Consider the following 21,440-nt stretch of genomic DNA (forward strand, 5'->3'; position numbering starts at 1 on the left):
TTGGAAGATTTTTTATTTTATTTTCCATAAGAAATTTAAATTTCAAAGCGTTTTTCTCTGTACCAAACTCTTCAAAACCTAATGAAGTGTACAGTCGTTTAGCTGATTCGTTCGTTGTAAGTATCGTTAATGTTTTTAATTTTTGTTCGTTTCCTTTTTTCATAGCTTTCATTATAATATAATTAACAAAATTATACAGATCCTTTTCGTTTCCGTATCATTAATAAAGGGAGAGATCAAAATGAAAAACCAACACACCAAGGACGATTGGAATGCCAATTTATATGATCAAAGCCATTCATTTGTTTCAAAGCACGGAAATGATCTGCTTGAATTATTAGCTCCAAAAAAAGGCGAAAAAATTCTTGATCTTGGCTGCGGAACAGGCGATTTAGCGAACCAGTTACATAAACTCGGCGTTCATGTAATCGGAATTGATAAATCTGACAACATGATTTCTGAAGCGCAAAGTAAGTATCCCCATATAAAATTTATTGTTTCAGATATTACAGAATTAGAGTGGAATAACGAATTTGATGCTGTTTTTTCCAATGCCGTTCTGCACTGGGTGAAATCTCCCAAACATGCCCTCGAGAGTATTTATTATGTATTAAAAAAAGGCGGTCGATTTACGGCAGAGTTCGGCGGTAAAGGCAATGTTAGAATCATCACGAATGAAATTATTAACCAATTCGAAAAGTTCGGGATTGACTATAAACCTGATTTATTCCCATGGTATTTTCCGAGTATCGGTGAATACGCATCGATTATGGAAAAATGCGACTTTCGAGTGATATTGGCGCAGCATTTTGATAGACCTACCCATTTAGAGAATGATTACGGATTAAGAAACTGGATTGAAATGTTTGCCGGTAGTATGTTTAGTGGTCTGTCTGAAACTATGAAAAACCGAATAATAGATCAAGTAGAAAGTAATTTAAAAGAAAACTTATATCATAACGGACGTTGGATCGCTGATTACAAAAGAATTCGTGTGATCGGCGTTAAAGAGTAAGAAAAGAAAGGCGCAATTCCTATTCAGGAATTGCGCCTTATCATGAAATAGCTTGTACAATAATTTTAAAGTTCCCGTATTTTTCTCCATCAAATCTACTCATTACTATAAGAAGCACCTACTCTTCGTAATCCTATAGTGCAAATGTTTAAAAAACCGGCGGCGTTACTGAAAATAGGATAACAGCAGTTTCATGAAAATTATTTTCCCATTTATGCTTCATATAGGCTGGTATTTTAACACTATCCCCTGTTTCTAATATGTATTCTTCATCATCTAAAAACACTTTAACTTTCCCCTCTAATAGAAAAGCGACTTCTTCTCCTTTATGTTCTAATAGTTTCTCAGATGAAGATGTATGAGGCGGTACATTCATAATTGCAGCTGCCAGTGTTCCTGTAAAATCAGGGGATAATAACTCATACGATAAATTTTCAACAACCATTTTTTTGCGTTCATTTGACCTAACAACTAGATCTTCAGTATTCGTTTCTTCAAGTAAAAAACTAAAGGTAGGAACATCAAGGGCTTTTGCCAAAACCTTCAGAGTCTGAATGGAAGGATTAGCCAAACCCCGTTCAATCTGACTTAACATGGAAGGTGTTATTTCAGCTATTTTTGCTAATTCTCTACTGCTAAACCCTTTAGCTTTTCTGTATTTCTCTACTTTCTTACCAATATCCAGTTCTCCCATCATCATACTCCTTTTAAATAAAATTTAAAATCATTTAATTTTATTAAATATAAATAAACATTTATTTAAACTTGTGTTAAACTACATTTAATATTAGTTAATTATATTTTACAAAGGATAACCATACAAGTCAGTAAGGAGTGAAAAAAATGAATGAATTTTTTACGTTCTTCGTTCTTTCCTTATTTGTTGTAATGAGCCCTGGTATCGATACAGCACTTATTACAAAAAGAACTATTTCAGACGGAAGAAAAGATGGATATAAAATGGCTCTCGGTATTACAACCGGCTCTTTAGTGCATACTTTTGCCGCTGCTTTTGGACTTTCAGCTATTTTGATGCAGTCCGCTGTTGCTTTTGAAATTGTTAAATATGTTGGTGCCATTTACTTAATATATCTCGGTCTATCTTCTTTCATCTCAAGGAAAAAGAATAAAGAAAGCAGGATTGAAAAGGAAAACAATTTTGAATTGAAAAAGTCAGCCTTTAAGCAAGGTCTCTTCTCTAATGTACTCAATCCCAAAGTTGCCATGTTCTTCTTAACTTTTTTACCGCAATTTGTGAAAGCAGGAGAAAACACAGCACAACCACTTATTATCATGGGGGTTATTTACACACTGCTCTCCATTTCTTGGTTTTTTGTTTATGTCTTTTTTATTAACTATTTACGTGAATGGCTTCTATCTCCAAACGTACAAAGAATAATGGATAAAGCAACAGGTCTTGTCTTAGTTGGATTTGGATTAAAGCTATCCTTAGATAAACAACATTAAAAATACTTGAAGCAGCTTGTTTGTGTTAAATTTAATTTAACTTTGCTTTGGTAGCCGTATTAAGTTAATTAGGAGGTTAACGAAATGAAAGAGCTGGAATCCATAGATCTGAAAATATTGAAAGAATACTATCCTTTACTGGAAAAACTTATTTCACTCGATGAACTATTATGGTTAAACCCGAGCCTTGAACCATTCAAAACCGGCATTAACAAGTGCCCTCTTTCTCAAAAGGATGTAAATGATGCCGAGGAAAGATTGAAACGGTTTGCGCCTTATATCGCGAAAGTTTTTCCTGAAACAGAAAAAACAAACGGCATCATCGAATCTCCTTTAGCGGAAATTCCAGCTATGAAACAATCGTTAGAACAAACTTACAATCAGCCTATTTTCGGGGAATTACTGCTTAAGTGTGACAGCCACCTGCCGATTTCAGGATCGATTAAAGCAAGAGGCGGTATTTATGAAGTGCTCAAACATGCAGAACAATTAGCATTAAAGCATAAACTGTTAACAACTGAAGATGATTATGCGATTTTAGATAGCCAAAAATTTCGAACATTTTTTTCAAACTATTCCATTGCCGTAGGATCCACCGGAAATTTAGGTCTCAGCATCGGCATTATGAGTGCGAAGTTAGGTTTTAAAGTAACGGTTCATATGTCGGCTGATGCAAAGCAGTGGAAAAAAGATTTACTGCGAAGCAAAAATGTTCAGGTGATTGAATATGAAGCAGATTATAGTAAAGCGGTAGAAGAAGGCCGCCTGCAAGCAGAGCAGGATCCTACTTGTCATTTTATTGATGACGAAAATTCGACTGATTTGTTTTTAGGATATGCCGTCGCAGCTTCCCGCTTACAAAAGCAATTGGAAGAGTTAGAGATTACCGTTGATGAAGATCATCCTTTATTTGTGTACCTTCCATGCGGTGTAGGCGGTGGTCCTGGCGGGATTGCTTTTGGATTAAAGTTATTGTTTCAAGATCATGTGCACTGTTTCTTCGCTGAGCCTACCCACTCGCCGTGCATGCTGCTCGGCTTAATGACCGGCCTGCATGAGCAAATTTCCGTTCAAGATATTGGAATTGATAACATCACAGACGCTGATGGACTTGCTGTTGGCAGACCGTCCGGATTTGTCGGTAAAACGATCGAACCGTTTTTAAGCGGCAGTTATACAGTGAGTGATGAAGAGCTTTATAAATTATTAAAGGAACTCGCTGATACAGAAAACATTTATTTAGAACCTTCCGCACTTGCCGGTATGATTGGTTCGATCAAGTTATATAAAGAAGGCAGTGAGTACTTACAGAAGCATCTGTTAACAGAAAAAATGACGAGCGCCACACACATCGTTTGGGGCACCGGAGGCAACATGGTTCCTGAAGAAATGATGAAGCAGTATTATCAAAAAGGCTTGGATTTAATGTTAGAAGATTAAATCATTCAACACGGTGGTTCGTTAACCTTTGAAATCTCAGTTTTCATTCAGAAACCTCCACCAGTTGTACTTAATGTTCTTAACAAGGTTTTAAGAAAAGGCTAATCGTTATAGCAATCGATTAGCCTTTTTTTACATAACTATTAATTTTTCCCGAATTCTATATAATACGTTTCATGTTTTGACATATAGATTCCTATTAGCTTTTCAAAAAAACTACTTATTTCATTTTCATCTGCATTAACTCCATTTTTAAATTCTTTTAATCTATATAACTGTCATATTTTATTGATTTACTTACATATTAAATAGTCACACTGCATTTCTTTGTAAAATTGCTTTCAATCACTACCTGAAATTACAAAATCATCTTCAAGTTCAGCTAATGTCATATCTGGCTTCACAACATCGCCTTCTTGAATATTTAATCTTAAAACTTTTCCACTTACGCCAATAGAAACTTCCTCGATTTGTTCAGCTGTTCTTATAATAAACAACTTTTCCCACTCATAGACATATGCATCGGTTTTCACATAAACTTCTTCTACTTTTCCATAGCAAGGACAAAGTACTTTTTCGATGACCATCCATATACCTCTTTTCTGCCATATAGATATTTTCACTTCGAAACTACTTTCTTTTCATCTAAGTCATCATCATTATTATGTTGTGGTATAAAAGACTCTTTCTTCTTAAAACGATTTGAAATAATCGGGAAGAATAAAGCAACTAAAGCAATAAGAATAATGATTAAAGAAATTGGACGTGTAAAGAATGAAAAGTAATCGCCATTCGTAATTAACAACTGTCTTCTAAAGTTTTCTTCCATCATCATACCAAGTACTAATCCTAAGATCATTGCAGCAGGAGAAAATAAATATTTTTTCATAAAGAAACCGATTACACCAAAAAGAACCATAACCCACACTTGAAACAAATCATTTGCAACCGCATATGAACCAATCACAGACAAGAGAACAATAAATGGCCCTAAAATGTAATAAGGGAGCTTTAAAATTGCTGCAAATGCTTTAACCCCAATCCGACCACCTATGAATACGGTTACACTTGCAATTAACATTGAAAAGAAAATGCTATATAAAAGAAGCGGCTGTTCTGACATTAACTGCGGACCAGGCTGAAGACCTTGAAGTACAAGCGCCGCTAAAATAACTGCTGTTGTAGGACTCCCTGGAATTCCTAGAACTAGTGTTGGGATCATTGCACCGCCAGCAGCTGCATTATTTGATGATTCAGGGGCAATAACACCCTCTTCGGCACCTTCACCAAACTTTTTCTTATCTTTACTTGAACGCATCACTTCACCATAAGCAACAATTGAAGCAATAGAGCCGCCTGTTCCTGGAAGAATTCCAATTAATGTACCGAGAACAGATGCCTTAAACAGTACCCACTTATATTTAATCATTTCCTTCAATTTAATTGTTTCCATCGAAACTTTTGTACCGCTAGATTTGTTTCCGTTTTCAGATTGTTCTATCACTTGATTAAATACTTCAGCTAAAGCAAAAGCGCCAATCATAATTGGAATGAACTCTACTCCATTTAACAAGTAGATACTGTCAAAGGTAAAACGTTCTGCTCCAACAATAGGATCAAGACCTATCATCGCAAGCATAATACCAAGAATACCAGAAATTCCTGCTTTCAAAGGACTTTTTGAACCAATTGATGCAATAACCATTAACCCTAGTAATGCTAATGCAAAATATTCTGCACTTTGAATTTGTAAGGCAATTTTTGAAAGCGGCGGTGCTAACAGCAGCATAATTATTGCAGCAAAAACACCACCAAATGCTGAAGCACTAATCGCAAGCCCAAGAGCTCGTCCTGCTTGTCCTTTTTTAGTCATTGGATAACCATCAAATGTCGTTGCTACAGCTTCCGGTGTACCTGGTGTATTAAACAATATGGCTGTAATCGAACCGCCATATGCTCCACCCGCATAAAGTGCAACAAGCAGGATAATTGAGGGCAGTACACCCATATAATAAGTAAATGGAAGCATTAAGACAATTCCCATTGAAGAACTAATTCCAGGGAGAGAACCAAACAAAACCCCTATCATCATACCTGCAAATACAAGCAATAAATTAGATGGTTGTAATATTGTTTGAAGTCCCTCTGTAAGCAATTGAAAATCCACAAGTCTTCCTCCTCACCAGATCACTTTCCCATCAATTAGACGAGAAAGCTTTTATTGTTACCCATCTAAAAACCTTAGCTTTCCCCTTAAAATCTCTTTATTTAAAAGAGCAATAAAGTCTTCATCAATTTTCAATTGAACAGATGGTTCATATCTTCCAATTAAAAAATGATCTGAAAGCTTTTGACGCATAGCTGTTCTCCTTCTTTCCATTAAACAAACAATCGTTTTTTATTAATATATAAAATAGCTAAGTGCTTTTATAACATCATATCCTCTTGGAAGCGGTACACTTAATATATTTCCAAAAACAAACGCAAATCCAAAAGGCAAAACTAACGATTGAACCGTAATTTTTGTCCAGTTTCGCTGTCCTAGTAGGTAAAAGAGAGAAAAAAGCAGGAATACAGAACCTAAAATAAAACCTAAATATTCTACCAACACTATAAATACGATGATACTGACTAATACACCGACTACGGTAGGCGTCAACACTGTTTCCTTATCAGCTTTGTTACCTTCTGCCTTCCATTTTTTAATTGCTTTTATTAATGAAATTGTCATTAACACCAATGCTAAATAAAGCAATGCTTGCGGAAAACCAGCCGGGCCAATAGGGTCTGATGCGCGTTCATCAGGAATCCCATATGATTCTTTTAGAAATAAGCCGATTACAATCATAAGAATAATGTGAAAAATGACTTCACCCATCTTTTTGCACCTCCTAAAGGAGGCGGTTACAAAACCGCCTAGATCTTATTTTAATCCTGTTTTCTTTGCTACTTCCTCAAAAACTTTATATTCTTCTGCCCACTGCTTCTTAAATTCTTCTGGTTCTAAGAACCCTTCACGAATGTCGACAAGGTTTTGTTCAGCGAACAATTTGTATTCGTCTGTTTTATATGCTTCTTTCATTTTTTCAATTAAAAACTCTTTTGTATTTTCAGGGGTACCTTTTTTCACTGCAAATCCTCGCCAAGAACCAATTGTAACATCATAACCTAACTCAACAGTCGTTGGTATCTCTTTTAGCTCATCTACTTTCTTAATACGTTCATCGTTTAAAATAACAAGTGGTTTTACTTTATTATCCTTAATGTAACCAATAGCTGAAATGATCTTATCAAGATAAACATCAACTTCTCCGCCAAGTACTGCTGCTTTTACTTCTGAACCAGACTTATAAGGAATAAACTTTACCTGCATTCCAGTTGCAGCAGCCAATGCATTTAATGTAAGATCATCCAATCCTCCTGAACTAATTCCTGCAAATGTTAAAGGTTTCTCTTTCCCTACTTCCACAAGTTCTTCAAAACTATCGATTTCACTTGAAGCAGGTACGGAAAGAATATAAATATCTGATTGAACACGTATAAGCGGTTCAAAATCTTCCAGCAACTCAACGCCTTTCCCTTGTTCAAGTACATCATTAATAACATGTGAAGGTGTGATTTCCAATACTGTATAGCCATCGTTGCTTTGTTTCTCCGCATAAACCATTCCAACTAAACCACCGCTTCCACTTTTATTAACAGGTTGAAGAGGCTCTGGTGATGTTTTATTTATAATTTCAGCGAATTTTCTGGCAAATGTATCGCTTGCTCCCCCCTCACCAAATGGAATAACAAGCTCAATTGGTCGCTTCGGAAACTCTGCTTCTCCACTTGCTTCTTCACCTGACTGTGAACAAGCTGTTAAACCAAGTACTAAGGCTATTACTAACGATAAAATTAAGTTATATTTAAATGTTTTCATATTCAGCCCCCTCTATAACATATTGATGCCGTGTATAAACATAACCTTCCATCAACTTTCTTGCTGTACGTAAAACTTTCACATATTTTATCCTATCTTGTTCATATTTAATGTACGTTTCCATTATTCCAGCTGGATGTGCTAACCTTATTTTGTCAGACTTAATATCCACAATATGTGTAAAAATTGAATGTGGTAATTTAGAAGCTACTGCTGTACAGATTGCACCTGTGATCGCTAACGATTGATGGGGTTTCTGCATCGACATCATTCGGATTACAATATCCATATCTTCTTTTTTCCGTACAATCCCCATTCGATCAACATAATTCATTGGTGATGCAACAAGCGCCAATTTCGGTACAGCAGGTGATTTTGCAGTTGCTTCTTCCTTAAAGGCAATACCACATCTCTCAGCACCTGCAGCTCGAATTTCTTCAAGCTTTGCAAGCTGCTCATCTGAAAACTCATCGGGCAGCTCGCATCCTTTTAACCCTAACTCTTGAGCATTTACAAATACAACTGGATTGGCACAGTCAACAATCGAAGTGGCAACGCTTCCAAAACTAGTATTAAGTTTATCAATTGTATTTCCAGTCGGAAGAAGCTTTCCGGTTACTGATCCCTCCGGCTCTCGGAAAGTTAAATACACTGGAGAACCTGGATGTGGAACTCCTGGAATTTCAACATCTCCTGACTGCTTAACCATTCCATTTTCCACTTCAACTTCAGCAACAATGACTTTATTTGTATTGGTATTTAAAATTGAAACTTTCGTAATGGGGTCAACCGCTTTTACAAAACCTGCATCGATTGCATACGGTCCAACCGCTGATGATATATTACCGCAATTTCCTTTAAAATCTACTATTTCATCTGTCAAACTAACTTGTCCAAATGTATACTCAATATCTATATTTGGGCGATCTGATTTTTTTATAATTGCAACCTTACTTGTTAATGAATTCGCTCCGCCTAACCCATCAATTTGCCTTGGATCAGGGCTTCCCATTACATCTAGTAAGAAATCTTCCCATAACGAGGGGTCTCTTGGCATATCTTCATGTTTGAAAAAAATACCTTTACTTGTACCGCCTCTCATAATTACACATAATGTACGATTCACTTCGATCCCTTCTTTGTATTTAATTTTTGATTGTATATAATTTCTCTCTATCATCATTTTTCAGTCTAGCTACTTCTCCTTTCTGCCAATAGCTTTTTTATAGATATTAACTTTTCTTTAATTAAATTGTAGTATAATGATATTAATAAATAAAATATTGTTATTTTATTAAAAATCATAAAAAAATTTTATAGATTACATAAAGGAGGATAATGATGGAAAATAAAGATTGGCATCTGTTAGAGATACTCTATGAAACAAGAAATATTACAAAAGCGGCCGAACAATTATATATTTCACAACCTGCTTTAACATATCGGCTTAAGCAGCTTGAAAAGGAATTTAACACAACGATTGTTACAAGAGGCAAACGTGGTGTTGAATTTACATCCCAAGGAGAATATCTCGTTAAATATGCAAAAGAAATGATTTACCTCTCACAAAAAACGAAAGAATATATTGAAAATATGAATGAAAATGTAAGCGGTACACTAAGACTTGCTGTTTGTACTATTTATGCACGCTATGAACTTCCAAAAATATTAAGAAAATTTCATGAGAAATATCCACAAATAGAAATTAATGTACGATCAGGATGGAGTAGTGAAATTCATCAAATGGTTCATAAAGGGGAAGTTCACATCGGTATTATTCGCGGTAATTATCAATGGAATGACCATAAATACCTATTAAAAGATGATATTCTTTGCTTAGTTTCGAAAAATGAAACTGCAATGGAAGATTTACCAAACTTACCGCAAATTAGTTATGAGACAGATCAAACGTTAAAAGGCTTAATTCAGCAATGGTGGAATGAAAACTATACTGTACCACCGTTCGTTTCGATGGAGGTTGACCGTATTGAAACGTGCAAGGAAATGGTGTTAAATGGATTAGGGTACGGAGTTTTCCCAGACATTTGTTTACAAGACGTTGATCCTAACAATATAAGACAACTTTATGCCAATAATAAACCGATTACTCGTTCAACATGGATGATCTATCGTAATTCTTACCTTGAATTATCAGTTGTAAAAGCATTTGTAGACTTTTTAAAAGAAGTAGCGGAATAAGAATAAGATAATTCACAATTTGCAGCATAATAGAATAAGCAAGATTCTTATCAACTGTGATGACACGTTTATAGATACATGAGAAAGCAGCCAAACGCTTTTTCAAAAAAGCGTTTGGCTGCTTTAGAAATTTGTCTCTTGCTTATGTCAAAATACCAAGGCACCACATGTAAAATAATTTCTAGTTCCTAATGCTTTCACTTAAATTCCGCTTATTTTTTCATACTAATACACATTCTTTTTTAGAATAGCCGTATTAGTATGTCTAAATTTTATAGGGCTGCACTAGATACGCTCTGCGTATGCTTTATTTAATTTTACCTCGGAATCATTATATCCAACAACGGTGCATGATACTGAGCTGCATGCATGTCTGTTTCTCCGATACTACCTTGAGCTCTAGGTCTTGGAATCGTTGCTTTGACGGCGTTCGCTGCATCGAAATAAACGAATGCAATGATATCTTCTACGGAAATGCTGTATAGATCGGCAATAAGTTCCTCTGTAATGACACCTGTTGCTTTTACTCTTTCATAGTCTTCAACACTTTTAAAAATGATATCCATTGTTATTTCAAAAGGACCTGCATTTTTAGTGCGAATAATTTTTGCCAGCTCTTTTAACGCTATCAATTCCGTTTCTTCTTTTACTGTTACCATTTGTACCATTATAATACCTCCACATATTTAATTGGAAAAAGAGCGGTAGGGTTTTCAACTTCCATTAAATGATACACATTAAACTTACAAACTTCTCCGAGCGGTATTTCTAATGGTGTAAAAGGAAGCGCTATATTCCCTGCTGTCGCCATTCTTCCTTCATACGGGCAGTGCAACATTTCTGTACGAGCTCTGCTGCAAATAGCTGTTGCCACCTCCTGGGTTGGTGCAGATACTTCTAAGATGATACAAAGTTCATGTGGTGCAGCATCCTTTAATGGTTCTAACTCACGCATGACCCCATTTTTACCGAACTGATGAAAAATCATTTGATAACTTTCTGTTGGAATATCTGAGAAATATTCTTGAACTGTTTGTTCTACATGCATCATAACATTATCTATTTGTTTAATAAGAATTGGATCCCTCACACCGGCAATGTAAATTGATCTGTATCCTATACGTTTAGCCCCCTCCATTTTTACTGTGTAAGTTGGAGATTGGATAAATTTACTTCCTGATACTTTGACACTACGGTCTGTCAATTGTTCAAACTTCGTTTCAGATAAGTCTAACAATCCACCTGGACCAGGAAGAATATACGGGTGAGTTTTTTCATAAAGAGTGTGAGCTGATACTGAGTAAACCGTACATTTTTCTACTGGATTCAGCGGTTCAAGCACAAAATGATCTCTTCTAAGAGTACCCATTATGCTCTTACCCGCTGGTTCCGCACAAATTGCCCCACATTCCATTACTTTTCCCATATGCCAGCATAACCCTGGATTGAATCCTTCTTTTATTCCAAGAGCAGCAAAAGGTACGGGATCGTACGCACGACCAGATATGATAATATCGATGTCTTCACACTCTTCTAATACTTTTAAATAAGGTTCTACACCCATTTGGGCAACTATATTAGTAGCAGCAAGTGCTTCTTCTTGTTTAAGAGGCTCTACTGGCCCACACGGCGCCACTTTACCACCTTCGATTTGTTGCACAACATAATTCTTTTCTATATCACTATAAATGGCAGCAACTTTAAAATGATATCCCTTTTCCTTTGATATATCCTTAATGATGTCAATAAAGGCATCAACATGTTCGTTCGTACCGTCACCACCAGCCGAACTTATAAATATAGGAATTTTCTTTTCATACCCTGCTTCAAGCATACAGGAAATGTCTTTGTAATACGCTTCACGAGAGCATGTCATGGATCCTAAACCAAGCTTGTGTGGCCCACTATCCGTTGAACCTGAATCAATAACGATGACATCAGGATTCATTTCTACTCCTTTTTTGAACAAATCAATAGGAAAGCCATAGCCAAGCATACCTGCTGGTGTTAAAATTTTAATTTCCTCTTTCATATTCCTAACCCCTTTTGCCCATGATATGTTGCTAACTATTCCACATTTGCGATCACTACGATGATGCTGTAAAAAATATAAAAAGGACTTTCTTTACAATACTCTTTTACATAAATGATGTTGATGTGTTCATAAATAATAGCTAATCATTATCATGTCTTTAATCTTATAACACCCAAAAACATAAATAAAATATATATATTTTCATCAGATTAATAAAAAAAATTTATATCATTATGTTAATTTACAAAAAAGGATTTGAGAAAAAGTGATCACTTTTTCTCAAATCCTTTTTTACAGTGCAAATCACACTATTATTTTCATTATAATTAGAAAGCTTATAAAAGATTTGACTAAGGCGAATTTCAGATATAGCAGCAAAATAGAGAGCATTTTTTATTTCATCTTTTATCGATCTACTCCCATTGTTATAATGTGAGAATCGGAAAATTTATTATGATATTAGCCATTTATTAGATTTTTTAATGATGTATCAGTTTATAGTTAATAACGGAAGCTCTGTAGAAATCATTTCAATATTGTAGGTTATTTATCATAGGTAGCCTGTTCAATATTTTTTGATAAAAACTTTTTGAATTATAAAAATTTTTTATCAAAAAATATTAAAAACATATATTTCACTTACTCATTTGAATGTACTATGTTTAAAGAGGAGGATATTCCTATGCTTGCTTTTTTAGGTCTAACCATGGTACTATCTTTTATTTATTTAATAATGTCAAAACGTATGTCTCCAATTAATGCTCTAATTCTTATCCCTATTCTTTTTGGAATAATTGCGGGATTTGGTGCAAAACTTGGTGAGATGATGCTCGAAGGAATAAGGGTTGTAGCACCTACAGCGGCTTTATTATTATTTGCTATATTATTTTTTGGAGTTATGATAGATGCTGGATTATTTGATCCGCTCATTAAAAGAATATTAAAAATCGTTAAAGGAGATCCAGTTAAAATAGCTATAGGAACGGCAATATTAGCTTTACTTGTGGCTTTAGACGGGGACGGCACAACTACTTACATGATTACTATTTCGGCTATGCTTCCACTTTATCAAAGATTAAATATGAATCCATTTATTCTTGCCACTGTTGCTTTGCTTTCTTTAAGTGTGATGAGCAGCATGACACCATGGGGAGGACCAGCAACAAGAGCTATAGCATCTTTAGGTCTTGATGCCGGTAAATTTTTTATCCCCCTTTTGCCAACAATGCTTGGAGGAATAGCATGGGTTATTCTTACAGCTTTTTTTCTAGGAAAAAAAGAGCGGCAACGAATTGGTATTGCCGATATTAAGTATCCATCTAAAGAGACATTAGCTGTTGCTGAATTAACTATAACTTATGAACAACAAGGAGAAATTAAACGTCCGAATTTAATATGGATTAATCTCCTTTTAACCATTACTATAATGATTACCTTAGTAATGGGTATATTACCTGTTCCTATTTTATTTTTGATTGGTTTTGTTCTTTCTTCTATGATAAACTATCCAAGTTTAGAGAAACAAAAAGAACGTATGCTGGCACATTCCGGAAATGCTTTAACTGTTGTGACTTTAGTATTTGCTGCTGGCATATTTACAGGAATTTTCTCTGGAACAAAAATGGTAGACGCACTAGCACATTCATTAATTTCAATTATTCCAGATTCTTTAGGCTCTTTTTTTCCTTTAGTAGTTGCACTAACTAGTATGCCGTTTACATTCGCTTTATCAAATGATGCATATTACTTTGGGGTTTTACCTATCCTTGCTGAAGCTGCAGCTGCTTATGGAGTCGATCCTTTAGAAATTGCCAGAGCTTCAATTCTAGGACAACCTGTACACCTTTTAAGTCCACTTGTTGCATCGACTCTTTTGTTAGTAGGAATGGTTAAAATAGATATTGGGGAATTTCAGCGTTATGCGTTTAAATGGGCCATTCTTTGCTCACTAGCAATTACTGGTGTGGCCCTATTGACTGGAGCTATTACACTTTTTTGATCATCGGTTCCTATCCTCAAATTTTTAAAGAAATTAAAGAAGAAATAAAAAAGTAAGAAGTATGAAAAAACGCTTAATTTCAATTGAGATTAAACGTTTTGTTATAAAAAGAACAAACTATAAAGTTTTTCTGAAAAGCATTAATTTTTATTTAATTAGTTAAGTCGCTATATTCCTTTATTGATGAATTTTCATTTTCTATTGATACTGTTTGAATGATAATTTTTATAATAACCTTTGCAAGGTTCTTAATTTTATATAACTATGTAGTTAATAATTCCAATGGTTGAATCAAACGGGCATGATGAATTCTCGCACTGTCAAGAACCATGACAATATGTTGACTAGGATAACGATCCAGAATTCGTTTAAGAAATAACTGAAAAGATCGGGCATTACACTGTTCAGCTTGCGTACAAAAGAAGTCACCTGTAAATGCGTCAACTGTCGCAAAAGATTGACTCTTGTGTGTTGACCATAAGTTGGCACATGCCTTTGTTTTCCTTTCTCAAACCAAGTCGCATGAAGGCGTTTGGTAGTCACGAATATGACTTTCATCTTCATAATGTAAGATCATATCGTCTGAAAAGTTTTTTTATCATGTCAAGCTGATTGAGAAAATCACGCTGTTTTTTCGGGTCAACTTTTGCCAATGTATAGGTTGGGTGCGTGTAACATAATCCCATCCGATGAAGCATATCGTGAATCCCAGTACGATTCCATGCCCAGTTCTTCTTGAACAGGTGTACTTTCAAGAATCATTTGTTTTAACGTTTGTTCTTCTTCTGATGTGAGATAAGGTGTTTTTCCTGGTGCGTAACGACGTTCAATGACTTGATCGATTCCACCTTCATTAAAGTTTTGCACATATTTTGAAACCGATTGACGATGAAGATTAAGCAGATTGGCAATGTCGATTCCTTTATAGACTTCTATGACAAGACGCACGGCTGCCACTTTGTTTCGTTTTCTCGCATCTTTTAATGTTCGTTCATAGTCTCATAACGCATCAATTGTCCATCCGTGATCATTTATAATTTGTAGTTGTTTCATTTAAATCGCTCCTTTGATTTTACTGTCTTAGGAGCAGTATTGACGATTTTATATCCAACTTAAACGTGATGAAAAATCAAATTGAACTTATAGAGTTGGATAGCTGATTAAAAAGAGGAGTTAAATAAATTGAAACACAACTATCATATTTTTAAAACAGTAGAATCTGCAGTGATAGGATTTACAGGAGCTTACCTATTCAGTGTTCTTCATTTTCCTCTACCCTGGATGTTAGGACCGGTGACCTCAATATTAATATGGCGCTTAACTACAAAACGAGTCCTACATTGGCCGTTTAATTTTCGACAATTAGCTCTCGTTTGTTTAGGTTTTATGATTGGTTCTTCTTTTCATAAAGAGGCACTCAGGCAAATACTAGAACAATTCCCCTTTATGATGGGTACTACTATGCTAACGGTAATATTTAGCCTATTTATTGGATCCTTAATGATCAAGAAATCGAACATTGGAGTCGCAAATGGTATATTTGGCAGTATTCCTGGTGGATTATCACAGATAGTGGTTCTAAGTGAAGAAACAAAAGAAGTAGATGAAACAATTGTTATTTTTATGCAAACCATACGTGCAATAGTTGTTATTTTTAGTGTTCCTTTTTTAATTATCCATGGCATCGGCGAAAATGTTCACCATACCCAATTGCCTCATCACGACTCGCATTTCATTATCTCATGGTGGCATTATGCTTTATTTATTATGGTATCTTTACTGGGGGTATATCTTGGAAAAGTACTGAAACTACCAGCAGGTTCACTCACTGGTCCTTTGATTATGACTGCTTTTGTTGTAGTCTTCATTATACCAGCGCCTCCTTTGCCAGATTTTATTATTCTAATCTCGCAGCTTTCACTAGGGGTTCATATCGGCCTACAATTAAAACCCTTTATGTTGAATAATGTTAAAAGTCTAGGAATTTATACAATAGGAGGTAGTCTGGCATTGGTTATTTTTTCCTTATCCCTTGCCTTTCTCTTAACAATATGGATACCAATGAGCCTTACCACTGCGTTTTTAAGTACTGCTCCCGGTGGTATCGCAGAAATGGTAGTGACAGCTAAAATTGTTTACGCAGATATTTCAGTGGTAAGTGGTTATCAATTATTTCGATTATTTTTTATTATGTTTATTGTTCTTCCTCTTTTACAGTATTGGATAAAAAAGAATAAGACCAAAAAGCAACATAATATTTATAAAACTTAAAATTCCATTACTTATTTTTCTCTAAACCAGAACTTACTTTTTTGCTATCATATTCTAATTCATATTAACGATTCATTTTTTCAAAAACTAAAGATTTTTTGATCTTTAAGTGTATCCTGAAATAAGAAATGACCCTTAGAAGCAGGAATTTTCATTTCTTCACCTATTTCCGGATTACGACCTTTTCGAGCTGAGCTGCACGTTTACGTGTCTGAAATGTACCAACGTCAACTAGCTGAATTTTTTCCTCTTTAGACAGTGTATTCGAGATTGTTTCTAACAATGCACCTACTGCTTTAGCAACATCCTTTTTGCTTAACTCTGATCTCTCAGCAACAGCATTTACTAATTCTGTCTTATTCATATCAAACATCTCATTTTTTTATATTTTATGTAGAAATAAGAGCGGCAAAAACCTTTTATCCATTTGTCATTTGGTAAGATTCGATAAAATGGCGGTAAACTCCTGCTTTTAGGTTAGATGACATGCAGAGATTCGCTTTCTGGTGAAATGAACGATACTTTCTATATAACAACCACTACTTTAATTTCAAAGTTCAACACGATTATTTAATTTTAAAAATAAATGTATATAAATCTATCAAACTGGCAAAACTAATAATAATAACTATCGTATTCCCCCTATTTTGAGGTAGATGCTCATTTTTTGACGTGTTTCTTCCTACTCACATTGACGATCGTGATTATAGATGACCATCATACTCTTTCCCATACTTACATCAAATGCCAAAACATGTTTCATATTCGTTTCTCCTTCTTTGCCAATCATAGAAGTCTTCACAGTGCCTTATCGATTCCATTTTCTTTTACACGATCTCTATGGATCCAACATACTAAACTGATTCAAATAAGGGTGTGAAGTCGGTCGGTTTTTGAAACGGACTCTAAAATGGTCCCAGGGGCTGTTCGACCTTCCTTCACTTCTACTATAAAAAAATAGTAGCACAAACCATGGCCGTGGTCTGTGCTACTAATGTTAGTATGTTTTTAAGAATAATGCGTAAGCACTTGAAAGTTTTAGTAAATAAGTTACACATAAGCCTTATCCATTAACAATTCACTATTTTTATTTTTTATGCAATTGTCATTATCGTTCTTTTTGACATTTTACTATTAAAAATTTAAATGGAGGTTTATTTTTCATATTCTTATGCGGCTCAACAATTTTCGAAAATTCCATCAGTCCATATTTTCCACACTCTTGTTTGATCGAGTCAGCATCATAAAAAACATTTTTACCCCTTCCATTATCTCGAAATAGTCTTTACCCAGTTGTTTTCCTTTTCTAAACAGTGGGGCTTCTTTTGAAATAGTAGTTTTCCTAACCCCACCAAATGAATTTAAAAAACTAACATGTTATGAAAAAACCATTTGCACCAAACTCATATATACAATCGTTCCCCCTGCTATCGAGAGAAGCATATTTCTCTTCCAAAAATGAAGCCCTACAACAGCTGCCGCACCAATAAATTCCGGAATTCCATGATTTCCCGATACTAAACTAACATCTTTAAAACAATAAATCACTAAAAGGCCGATTACCGCAGACGGCAGTACTTTACCGAGATACTGTACATAATCCGGTGTTCGTTTACCAGGCGGAAAAATGAGAAAGGGAAGAAATCTTGTCATCATGGTACCTAAAACAACCATCGCAATCGTAATCATTTGCTGTGTTATCGTCATCGTCATGTTGAGACCTCCACTTTCTCGATTGGCTTTCTAATTACAGTCAAAATTCCGAGAATTGCAAGCATCGCCGGGATAATAAAATTCATACCGCCAAAAACGAGCAAACTGACCGCTGACACACCAAGACCAACAAGAGCGCTGTGATGCTTTTTCTCTTTCATCCACTGCTCAATGAAAATCACCACAAATAATGCCGTCATGACAAATTCGAGTCCTTCTGTATTAAATGTTACATAAGACCCGAACAACCCGCCAATTGCCGAACCGATTACCCAATAACAGTGATTTAACATTGTGACAAAAAACATAAACCAGCCTTTGTCGACATCTTTTGGCACATTCACCGTACAATTAATTGAAAAAGATTCATCGCAAAGCCCGAAAATCATATAAAGCTTCTTCTTCCCGATTCCTTTATATTTATCAAGCATCGAAAGGCCGTAAAATAAATGCCTTGCGTTAACCATTAATGTAAGAAACAGCGCATTAATCGGACTAAATGCCGTAAGCAGTAAATTAGCTGCGACAAACTCCATTGACCCTGCAAATATTAATAAACTCATTAAAATCGGATAAATCGCTCCAAATCCTAATGAATTCATAAAAATTCCATACGCCGTTCCTAAAAAGATAAACCCTGTCATAATCGGAACTGTATATGGAAAAGCCGCACGAAAGGCCATCCATTTTTCATTTCTTTCGTTCATGTCATTCACATCCTGATCTTTTTCTTTCTTTAGTTTTATCACAAAAAATCCATACAATGAACAAAATAATTGTATGGATTACAATTCTCTTTATTTTTCAAAAATTACCTCTCATGCTAAAATAAAAGCGAATTGCCGATCTTTTTGTATGCAAAACTTTTTATATCATACAATTACAATAATCCATACAATACGCAATCACTTTGTATGGATTATGTTAATAGAGGTGGAATATGCCCGTAAATTCATTTGATCATTATCCAATGTCTTGGAAACCTGATAAAAAAGCGTTAACCCGCCCTTTTTATAAATCGCTCGCTTCCCTGCTTGAAGAAGATATTCGGCATGGTTTTTTAGCACCGGGAACAAAGCTGCCGCCGCAGCGGGAACTGGCTGATTTTCTTGATTTAAACTTTACAACGATTACCCGTGCCTACAAAATATGCGAAGTAAAAGGACTTATTTATGCGGTAACAGGAAGCGGAACGTTTGTCGCTCCTAATGCCGCTCGCTCGATTACTATTTCCAACGATAAAACAACAAACATCATTGACTTTGGTCTTGCCGCATCTTTTGAGCAGACAAATGCACTCGTAACAGAGACGATTCAAAAGGTTGTCACGAAAAATTATGTAGAGCAGCTTTTAAATTACAACGATCCGACCGGCATTCCGCACCACAAAACGGCTGCTCTCAACTGGATGGAAGCGTTCGGAATTGAAACAGATCACGAACATATTGCAATTGTCTCCGGGACACAGAATGCGCTGACAATTGCCTTAACCGCTTTGTTTGAACCTGGTAACCGCATTGCCACCGATTTATACACGTTTTCTAACTTTATTGAGCTTGCTAAAATACTTCATATTCAATTAGTGCCAATTCTCGGCGATGAATATGGAATGCGGCCGGATGAACTGGAAAAGCAATGTTCAAAAATTAATATTCACGGCATTTTTCTCATGCCTTCCTGCAGCAATCCTACTACCGTCATGATTCCAGAATTTCGTAAGCGAGAATTAGCTGCGGTCATCCGTAAACACCGCTTAATTTTAATTGAAGATGATATTCATGCTTTTCTAACAGCAGGGGTAATGCCCGATTACGAGCAGCCAATGTTTAATTTACTTCCGGAACAGAGCGTTTATATTTGCGGTACCTCTAAGTCGTTATGTTCGGGGTTACGGGTTGCTTATATCGTTTATGGGGATGCACTGCAGGAGAAAATTTTAAAAGCGATTTTTAACATTAATGTAAAAACATCTTCGCTTGATGCAGAAGTAATCACTGAACTTATTTTATCCGGAAAAGCGCATGACATTGTTGCTGAAAAAAAGCAGCTGACACAAAAAGCAAATGATCTTTATTTTACCTATTTTCCTGGCAAAAAAAATGTCGGCCATCCGCTCAGCTTTTATCGCTGGCTGCCGATTCAAGGGTATAATGACGCATGGCAGCTGGAAGAAGACTTAAAAAATCATGGCGTTCGTGTTTATCATTCCAATCGCTTTCTAAGCGGACAAGCGGCCGCTGAGCAGCACTTGCGCATCTCGCTTGCTTCGACAAACTCATTAGACGAGCTAAAAATAGGATTAGAAATATTGAAGAAGTATCTAAGCTAATCGATAGCGGATTCTCCCTATTTTGAAAGAGCATCTTCCTCTTTTACAGAGATAGATGCTCTCGCTCTTGTTCCTGTTAAACAGAGATTTCAGGCGTTAATTTTCTGACCATACGTCTCCCTCATCCGCTTTATATCTTCGCGAGGGGGCAAACCAAACATCCGGGAATATTCACGACTGAACTGCGACGGACTTTCATAGCCTACCCGGAATGCGGCATCAGCAGCATCTGTAGACTCTGTTAATAACAGACGCCTTGCTTCCTGAAGCCTCAATTTTTTTTGAAACTGAATCGGGCTCATCGCGGTTACCTCTTTAAAATGCCTGTGAAGTGAAGCAGCGCTCATATTTCCTATTTCTGCAAGTTCCTCAATCCGAAAAGACGTTTCATAGTTATTCATAATATGTTCGATTATGTCATTGATTCGATACGTATAACTGCCTTCTATTGCAATTTGTTCTAACGCTGCCCCGTGCTGACCTTGCAGTACTCTATAGAGAATTTCCTTTGTGAATAGAGGTCCAAGTACCGGGATATCCTCAGGATGATCGAGCAGACGAACTAATCTTAGGACCGCATCCAACAAAGAAATTTCGATCGAGCTAACGAACATGCCCCGCTTAGAATGTTCCTTCGTGCGAACTCGAGTTTCAGAAGCATTTAAAACCTCTACGATTTGATTCGGTGTAAATTCAAGTTTAAGAGCTAAATAAGGAACTTCAAAAGAAGCTTTCATAACTTGCCCGGTTACCGGCAGGCCAACAGATGCAACAAGGTAATCACCCGGTTTATACGTAAAGTGGTCTTGTCCAAGCATCACATCTTTTCCCCCTTGAACGACCATGCAAAAAGACGGCTTATAAACCCCATAAAGCGGTTCAGTTACATTCGATTCACGGATAAAAAATAAAGACGGAACAGCAGTCGCGTGAACACCATCTTCTTCTGAATAACGCTTAATAAGTTCGGCAAGTTCCTCCTGCTGTTGAAGTATTTTTCCAGTCATATTTGCTTCTCCTTAATTCCTACATATTTGATAGTTTCATTTT

21 protein-coding genes and 4 pseudogenes are annotated in these 21,440 nt (G+C 35.8%); 7 read left to right on the forward strand and 18 right to left on the reverse strand.

Going from position 1 to position 21,440, the window contains the following annotated elements; all coding sequences use genetic code 11:
* The first annotated feature begins 241 nt into the window (after nucleotides 1–241).
* Complete coding sequence (locus tag DS031_RS15780) at nucleotides 242–1,015, forward strand: class I SAM-dependent methyltransferase (protein WP_113807034.1); 774 nt, start codon at nucleotides 242–244, stop codon at nucleotides 1,013–1,015.
* 148 nt (nucleotides 1,016–1,163) lie between these two features.
* Here the strand turns inward: DS031_RS15780 and DS031_RS15785 are convergent, their stop codons facing one another.
* Nucleotides 1,164–1,709, reverse strand: coding sequence for a helix-turn-helix domain-containing protein (locus tag DS031_RS15785; protein WP_113807035.1), 546 nt, complete (start codon nucleotides 1,707–1,709; stop codon nucleotides 1,164–1,166).
* 149 nt (nucleotides 1,710–1,858) lie between these two features.
* Between DS031_RS15785 and DS031_RS15790 the strand changes: the two genes are divergently transcribed.
* Entirely contained in the window at nucleotides 1,859–2,482 is a 624-nt protein-coding gene (locus DS031_RS15790; RefSeq protein WP_113807036.1) for a LysE family translocator, read from the forward strand.
* An 84-nt stretch (nucleotides 2,483–2,566) separates the two neighbouring features.
* The gene (locus DS031_RS15795) at nucleotides 2,567–3,922 is read left to right on the forward strand and encodes a D-serine ammonia-lyase (RefSeq protein ID WP_113807037.1); all 1,356 of its coding nucleotides are present in this window, start codon (nucleotides 2,567–2,569) and stop codon (nucleotides 3,920–3,922) included.
* A gap of 341 nt (nucleotides 3,923–4,263) precedes the next feature.
* On the opposite strand, the gene DS031_RS15800 is transcribed toward DS031_RS15795, so the two are convergent.
* From DS031_RS15800 to DS031_RS15825, 6 genes are read right to left on the reverse strand one after another with little or no spacing between them, the layout of a single operon-like run.
* Nucleotides 4,264–4,509 carry a biotin/lipoyl attachment domain-containing protein gene (locus tag DS031_RS15800; protein ID WP_113807038.1) on the reverse strand — a complete coding sequence of 82 codons (246 nt, stop codon included), beginning with the start codon at nucleotides 4,507–4,509 and terminating at the stop codon, nucleotides 4,264–4,266.
* A gap of 32 nt (nucleotides 4,510–4,541) precedes the next feature.
* A complete protein-coding gene (locus tag DS031_RS15805) occupies nucleotides 4,542–6,089 on the reverse strand; it encodes a tripartite tricarboxylate transporter permease (RefSeq protein WP_113807039.1) in 1,548 nt (515 codons plus the stop codon).
* Nucleotides 6,090–6,146: 57 nt separating this feature from the next.
* A complete protein-coding gene (gene sda, locus DS031_RS15810) occupies nucleotides 6,147–6,281 on the reverse strand; it encodes a sporulation histidine kinase inhibitor Sda (protein WP_113807040.1) in 135 nt (44 codons plus the stop codon).
* Nucleotides 6,282–6,323: 42 nt separating this feature from the next.
* Nucleotides 6,324–6,800, reverse strand: coding sequence for a tripartite tricarboxylate transporter TctB family protein (locus tag DS031_RS15815; protein ID WP_113807041.1), 477 nt, complete (start codon nucleotides 6,798–6,800; stop codon nucleotides 6,324–6,326).
* A gap of 45 nt (nucleotides 6,801–6,845) precedes the next feature.
* Nucleotides 6,846–7,844: a Bug family tripartite tricarboxylate transporter substrate binding protein gene (locus tag DS031_RS15820; RefSeq protein WP_113807042.1), complete on the reverse strand. Its 999-nt coding sequence runs from the start codon at nucleotides 7,842–7,844 to the stop codon at nucleotides 6,846–6,848.
* Nucleotides 7,831–8,970, reverse strand: a complete 1,140-nt coding sequence (locus DS031_RS15825; protein WP_113807078.1) for a 2-methylaconitate cis-trans isomerase PrpF family protein — start codon at nucleotides 8,968–8,970, stop codon at nucleotides 7,831–7,833. Before DS031_RS15825 ends, DS031_RS15820 begins: the two co-directional genes overlap by 14 nt.
* A 215-nt stretch (nucleotides 8,971–9,185) precedes the next feature.
* Here DS031_RS15825 and DS031_RS15830 point away from each other — a divergent pair, with 215 nt between their 5' ends.
* Nucleotides 9,186–10,043 carry a LysR family transcriptional regulator gene (locus DS031_RS15830; RefSeq protein WP_113807043.1) on the forward strand — a complete coding sequence of 286 codons (858 nt, stop codon included), beginning with the start codon at nucleotides 9,186–9,188 and terminating at the stop codon, nucleotides 10,041–10,043.
* 317 nt (nucleotides 10,044–10,360) lie between these two features.
* On the opposite strand, the gene DS031_RS15835 is transcribed toward DS031_RS15830, so the two are convergent.
* Together DS031_RS15835 and DS031_RS15840 are read right to left on the reverse strand one after the other, a co-directional pair.
* Nucleotides 10,361–10,711: a DUF4387 domain-containing protein gene (locus tag DS031_RS15835; RefSeq protein WP_245947470.1), complete on the reverse strand. Its 351-nt coding sequence runs from the start codon at nucleotides 10,709–10,711 to the stop codon at nucleotides 10,361–10,363.
* Nucleotides 10,711–12,075 carry an acyclic terpene utilization AtuA family protein gene (locus tag DS031_RS15840; protein WP_113807044.1) on the reverse strand — a complete coding sequence of 455 codons (1,365 nt, stop codon included), beginning with the start codon at nucleotides 12,073–12,075 and terminating at the stop codon, nucleotides 10,711–10,713. The genes DS031_RS15835 and DS031_RS15840 overlap by 1 nt, the downstream gene beginning before the upstream one ends.
* A 685-nt stretch (nucleotides 12,076–12,760) precedes the next feature.
* On the opposite strand from DS031_RS15840, the gene DS031_RS15845 reads away from it, so the two are divergent.
* A complete protein-coding gene (locus tag DS031_RS15845) occupies nucleotides 12,761–14,077 on the forward strand; it encodes a CitMHS family transporter (protein ID WP_113807045.1) in 1,317 nt (438 codons plus the stop codon).
* Between the two features lie 262 nt (nucleotides 14,078–14,339).
* On the opposite strand, the pseudogene DS031_RS24695 reads toward DS031_RS15845, so the two are convergent.
* The 3 genes and pseudogenes from DS031_RS24695 to DS031_RS24220 all read right to left on the reverse strand — a co-directional run.
* Nucleotides 14,340–14,519: pseudogene (locus DS031_RS24695) on the reverse strand (transposase); the annotation flags it as partial.
* A gap of 118 nt (nucleotides 14,520–14,637) precedes the next feature.
* On the reverse strand, nucleotides 14,638–14,775 hold the full coding sequence (locus DS031_RS24700) for a helix-turn-helix domain-containing protein (RefSeq protein ID WP_425451976.1): 138 nt from the start codon (nucleotides 14,773–14,775) through the stop codon (nucleotides 14,638–14,640).
* On the reverse strand, nucleotides 14,717–15,034 hold the full coding sequence (locus tag DS031_RS24220) for a helix-turn-helix domain-containing protein (RefSeq protein ID WP_245947472.1): 318 nt from the start codon (nucleotides 15,032–15,034) through the stop codon (nucleotides 14,717–14,719). The genes DS031_RS24700 and DS031_RS24220 overlap by 59 nt, the downstream gene beginning before the upstream one ends.
* Before the next feature lie 225 nt (nucleotides 15,035–15,259).
* On the opposite strand from DS031_RS24220, the gene DS031_RS15860 reads away from it, so the two are divergent.
* On the forward strand, nucleotides 15,260–16,348 hold the full coding sequence (locus tag DS031_RS15860) for an AbrB family transcriptional regulator (protein WP_113807046.1): 1,089 nt from the start codon (nucleotides 15,260–15,262) through the stop codon (nucleotides 16,346–16,348).
* Nucleotides 16,349–16,428: 80 nt separating this feature from the next.
* Here the strand turns inward: DS031_RS15860 and DS031_RS15865 are convergent.
* From DS031_RS15865 to azlC, 5 genes and pseudogenes are all read right to left on the reverse strand, one after another.
* Nucleotides 16,429–16,712: pseudogene (locus tag DS031_RS15865) on the reverse strand (HU family DNA-binding protein).
* A 324-nt stretch (nucleotides 16,713–17,036) separates the two neighbouring features.
* Nucleotides 17,037–17,111, reverse strand: a pseudogene (locus tag DS031_RS24765) (transposase); the annotation flags it as partial.
* A 345-nt stretch (nucleotides 17,112–17,456) separates the two neighbouring features.
* Nucleotides 17,457–17,686, reverse strand: a pseudogene (locus tag DS031_RS15875) (SAM-dependent methyltransferase); the annotation flags it as partial.
* 39 nt (nucleotides 17,687–17,725) lie between these two features.
* Nucleotides 17,726–18,061 carry a branched-chain amino acid transporter permease gene (locus DS031_RS15880; RefSeq protein WP_113807047.1) on the reverse strand — a complete coding sequence of 112 codons (336 nt, stop codon included), beginning with the start codon at nucleotides 18,059–18,061 and terminating at the stop codon, nucleotides 17,726–17,728.
* A complete protein-coding gene (gene azlC, locus DS031_RS15885) occupies nucleotides 18,058–18,768 on the reverse strand; it encodes an azaleucine resistance protein AzlC (RefSeq protein ID WP_113807080.1) in 711 nt (236 codons plus the stop codon). Before azlC ends, DS031_RS15880 begins: the two co-directional genes overlap by 4 nt.
* 233 nt (nucleotides 18,769–19,001) lie before the next feature.
* Between azlC and DS031_RS15890 the strand changes: the two genes are divergently transcribed.
* Nucleotides 19,002–20,390, forward strand: a complete 1,389-nt coding sequence (locus DS031_RS15890; RefSeq protein ID WP_113807048.1) for an aminotransferase-like domain-containing protein — start codon at nucleotides 19,002–19,004, stop codon at nucleotides 20,388–20,390.
* An 89-nt stretch (nucleotides 20,391–20,479) separates the two neighbouring features.
* On the opposite strand, the gene DS031_RS15895 is transcribed toward DS031_RS15890, so the two are convergent.
* Nucleotides 20,480–21,397: an AraC family transcriptional regulator gene (locus tag DS031_RS15895; protein ID WP_113807049.1), complete on the reverse strand. Its 918-nt coding sequence runs from the start codon at nucleotides 21,395–21,397 to the stop codon at nucleotides 20,480–20,482.
* Between the last annotated feature and the right edge of the window lie 43 nt (nucleotides 21,398–21,440).

The sequence above is a fragment of the Bacillus taeanensis genome (genome assembly GCF_003318295.1).
GTDB classification, from domain to species: domain Bacteria; phylum Bacillota; class Bacilli; order Bacillales; family UBA6769; genus Maribacillus; species Maribacillus taeanensis.

Bases quoted from the DNA above. Each gene is read 5' to 3' on its own strand.
- azlC (WP_113807080.1), bottom strand. From the start codon at position 18,768: ATGAACGAAAGAAATGAAAAATGGATGGCCTTTCGTGCGGCTTTTCCA.
- DS031_RS15845 (WP_113807045.1), top strand. From the start codon at position 12,761: ATGCTTGCTTTTTTAGGTCTAACCATGGTACTATCTTTTATTTATTTA.
- DS031_RS15815 (WP_113807041.1), bottom strand. From the start codon at position 6,800: ATGGGTGAAGTCATTTTTCACATTATTCTTATGATTGTAATCGGCTTA.
- DS031_RS15790 (WP_113807036.1), top strand. From the start codon at position 1,859: ATGAATGAATTTTTTACGTTCTTCGTTCTTTCCTTATTTGTTGTAATG.
- DS031_RS15895 (WP_113807049.1), bottom strand. From the start codon at position 21,397: ATGACTGGAAAAATACTTCAACAGCAGGAGGAACTTGCCGAACTTATT.
- DS031_RS15785 (WP_113807035.1), bottom strand. From the start codon at position 1,709: ATGGGAGAACTGGATATTGGTAAGAAAGTAGAGAAATACAGAAAAGCT.
- DS031_RS15820 (WP_113807042.1), bottom strand. From the start codon at position 7,844: ATGAAAACATTTAAATATAACTTAATTTTATCGTTAGTAATAGCCTTA.
- sda (WP_113807040.1), bottom strand. From the start codon at position 6,281: ATGCGTCAAAAGCTTTCAGATCATTTTTTAATTGGAAGATATGAACCA.
- DS031_RS15795 (WP_113807037.1), top strand. From the start codon at position 2,567: ATGAAAGAGCTGGAATCCATAGATCTGAAAATATTGAAAGAATACTAT.
- DS031_RS15890 (WP_113807048.1), top strand. From the start codon at position 19,002: ATGCCCGTAAATTCATTTGATCATTATCCAATGTCTTGGAAACCTGAT.
- DS031_RS15840 (WP_113807044.1), bottom strand. From the start codon at position 12,075: ATGAAAGAGGAAATTAAAATTTTAACACCAGCAGGTATGCTTGGCTAT.
- DS031_RS24700 (WP_425451976.1), bottom strand. From the start codon at position 14,775: ATGCTTCATCGGATGGGATTATGTTACACGCACCCAACCTATACATTG.
- DS031_RS15835 (WP_245947470.1), bottom strand. From the start codon at position 10,711: ATGGTACAAATGGTAACAGTAAAAGAAGAAACGGAATTGATAGCGTTA.
- DS031_RS15800 (WP_113807038.1), bottom strand. From the start codon at position 4,509: ATGGTCATCGAAAAAGTACTTTGTCCTTGCTATGGAAAAGTAGAAGAA.
- DS031_RS15780 (WP_113807034.1), top strand. From the start codon at position 242: ATGAAAAACCAACACACCAAGGACGATTGGAATGCCAATTTATATGAT.
- DS031_RS15880 (WP_113807047.1), bottom strand. From the start codon at position 18,061: ATGACGATGACGATAACACAGCAAATGATTACGATTGCGATGGTTGTT.
- DS031_RS15830 (WP_113807043.1), top strand. From the start codon at position 9,186: ATGGAAAATAAAGATTGGCATCTGTTAGAGATACTCTATGAAACAAGA.